Annotated in this window: 3 protein-coding genes; all 3 read left to right on the forward strand. The window is 27.5% G+C overall.

The window, feature by feature from the left end; all coding sequences use genetic code 11:
- The coding region (locus UIB65_RS02890) for a hypothetical protein (RefSeq protein WP_330039628.1) at window positions 1–624 on the forward strand (624 nt) is incomplete at its 5' end.
- A gap of 508 nt (window positions 625–1,132) precedes the next feature.
- Window positions 1,133–2,032: a hypothetical protein gene (locus UIB65_RS02895; protein ID WP_330039629.1), complete on the forward strand. Its 900-nt coding sequence runs from the start codon at window positions 1,133–1,135 to the stop codon at window positions 2,030–2,032.
- Between the two features lie 5 nt (window positions 2,033–2,037).
- Window positions 2,038–2,748 carry a hypothetical protein gene (locus tag UIB65_RS02900; RefSeq protein ID WP_330039630.1) on the forward strand — a complete coding sequence of 237 codons (711 nt, stop codon included), beginning with the start codon at window positions 2,038–2,040 and terminating at the stop codon, window positions 2,746–2,748.
- Window positions 2,749–3,258 lie beyond the last annotated feature (510 nt).

Genomic DNA, 3,258 nt, shown 5'->3' on the forward strand with positions numbered 1-3,258 from the left:
GCAGATCTTTCATTTAAAGATAAGGTGCAGGTCATAGGAGATAATTCCAAACTTTACTGTTTGGTATTCGTAGTCATATTTATTGTTTGCGTTGCCTGCGGCAATATGAGTATAGATTCGGATGTTACTACAATAGGTCATGTTGAATTGGATAAGGCTAAAGTTTCAATAGCCAATGGAGGTAAGGAGCATGTTGGACATTGGGAACAGGTTGGTACCGGAACAAATCTTGGTGAGGTATACGACCAAAAAAGTCCTGTTGTAAATCAATCCATTAAATTCAATTTGAAAAACATTAGCTGGGAAGGTCAGGTGGATGATGCAAAACTCAAACAGGCACTAAAAACTGATGAAAACGCTACACTTGAAAATCATAAGGTTATTGTCAAGTTATATGATTCTGATGGTAATTATATTAATAAATATGGTTCCGTAGCGAAATTTAAAGGTCAGGAATTTATAATTAATGACAGCAGTGCTTTTGATTTTGACAAACAGGAAATGAGCAATACTGACGTAAAATATGTCGAAGTGGAATTGATTTTAGAAGACGACAGCTATTCTAAAAGCGATCCTGATTATTATCAGTTCTACATTATTTCAGACAGATTTGAAATAAAATAGATGTATTGGATTAATGATTGAAATGCCTCTTGATTAGGAAAGAGGCATATTCAATCTTATTTTTTTTTGATGGTTTTCAGATGGTGCATGATTATATTCCGGATAGGGTGCTGGACTGAGCAAAATTTTAAGAGTGATATTTGCTCTTCTTTTTCCAATTTATTAATTAATTATATGATATGTATGAAATATTGTCACTATCTTTTTTTTAACTCTTTAGCTTTTTTATTGTTTAATAGGCTTAAAAAAGAAATTATAAGGAAAATACAATATTGATTTTGAAAAATAGATAGAAATATATACTCCAACCAATAACTTATATATTAATTATATAATATATTTTAGAGTACTTGGAATACTTATCAAATGCTCTTACAATAAATTAATTTATAAATAATTATAAAAAAATTAATTAAGAATTTAAAATTCTCTAAAAATTTATATTGGGATTAAATTGAGCATTGATAAAGTTTATAATATTTAATTGTTCTTTGGAGGCCTGATATTTTTGAATAAAGATAAATCTTATGATGTTGTTAATGATTTATTAAAGTTTGTATTATGCGAACTCAAAGAAAAAAATATGTCCATTTCCCATTTTAGAATTCAAAAAGCTATATTCAAGATTAAAATGGAATTGGGTCAAGATCATCCATTATTTGATTATTTACCTTTTTACTGGTATAGGCATGGACCATTTTCAAATGTCGTTTCAAAACAATTTAGACAATTAAAAAATAATAATTGTATCCAATACTCGGCACATACTGTTTTTCTTGATGATGAATCATTTAATGAGTTCTCACATGAAAATAAGTTAATTGATCAATATCCAATAATTAACCGTATATCTGATAGGATTTTTGCTGATTCAAATTTGTTTTTCAATAAATTTGATGAAGACATTTATTTGGATTATGCACCATTTCATTTCATGCATCCGTTCAAATATGTTTTGTATGAGACAACAAGAGATGATGACTTATTCTCTTCATTAGTTCCAGACAATTATTTAAATGTATTTTATGATTGTTTGTCAGATTTACCGTATGATAAACTGTTAGTTGATTTTTCAGTATCCTTCTCACGAATATTTTCCCGTTTGGAGTTAATGAATGATGAAAATCAGTTTTTAAATAATTGGAGATATATTATCAAGCCAGTTCAATTGTCATGGCTTACTTTTGCAAGATGGGTCAGGATTTATGACCATGATGCTTTTTACAATGGTGATATTGGGTCCTGGAAACATGAGTTGGAAAACCACATCAAAATTTTAAACAGCACTGTTGATAAATTTGAAGATAAAACTGATAACATATTCGATAATTCTTCATATGCTCCAGATTATGATTCATTTGAAGATAAAATGATGAATGCAACAATTGGAAACTATTTAAAGGATTGATTTTCGTGCTTAAAATAAAACACCACTTCTTAGATACCAATATGATATTAACCATTCCATTAAAGAATGACAATTTCAGGGAATGTGCAGAATACTATAAATTGGATTATGAAAGACATATGAGCAATCATGTTGAAAAGGAAGTTTTCAGTGTCATTGAAAGATTAAGATTAATCTCATTGGATATTTTTAAACACATCAAAGATTACATCATATCAAATAACATTCCATTAATTAAAATAGATTCTCACATCCATAAAATCAAAACCATTTATTTGAATCGATTCAAACGTGATGATTATGCTTTTGGCATTGAAAAAGACAGATTTGTAGATATTGTGAATGACGTGTTTATCATATATTATGATGAAATTAAAGATACTATTGTGGACAATGACGTTAATCTTAATTCATTGTCATCAAAATTAAGAAATCTTTTTAAAATGTACAATAAGACTATCACAATTTGCATAGCTAATTTTGATAAGTTCTCTTATGCAAATAATCAGAAACTGATTGATCAACTCATTGACATTGGAATCCATAAAAGTGATGCAATTATAGTGGATGACTGTTATAATAAATCAAAAGATATGAACGAGAAATTTGTTTTCATTACCTATGATAATAAAATTATGGAATGTTCTGGAGATGCATTTAAATTATTAAATTCTAAAGTTCATTTTTCAAAACCCGCTTCATTTTTGAATAATTAAATATGGGTGTTGCTTTATATTTCTTCAGGTTTTAAATTGTTCTTGATTAATATCTTTGTATTGTTATCTTACATAATGGGGAATCACTTATAACTAGTTCTAACAAAATTTCAATATTTGGAGAATGCAAAGTTTCATTTGGTTCACAAATATATTCAACTAATGGTAATAAACTGTCAGACAGTGATTTTGTCATTGATAGCCCTGAATTAAAAACTGCTTTCAAAAATTTCGGATTAATTTAAAATTTTATTCTTCAATAATGTTGTTGAGGAACTCTTTTTATTTAATCTTTAATTGCTCTGGCAGTTACTTTACTTTTTTATTTTTTCTACATTCGCTTGTATGATTTCACTATTTTTTATAATCAATTTCGTTTGCTTTAATTGTTGATTATTTATTTAACTGCTTTTACAATTCTTTTGATTATTGAGGTATTGTTTTCATTGTAGAAAATGTTATTATATAACTTGTGTATAAATAGTATTAGTTTATATGGAGGAAGTGAAA

The sequence above is a fragment of the Methanobrevibacter sp. genome (genome assembly GCF_036307625.1).
In the GTDB taxonomy this organism is placed as follows: domain Archaea; phylum Methanobacteriota; class Methanobacteria; order Methanobacteriales; family Methanobacteriaceae; genus Methanocatella.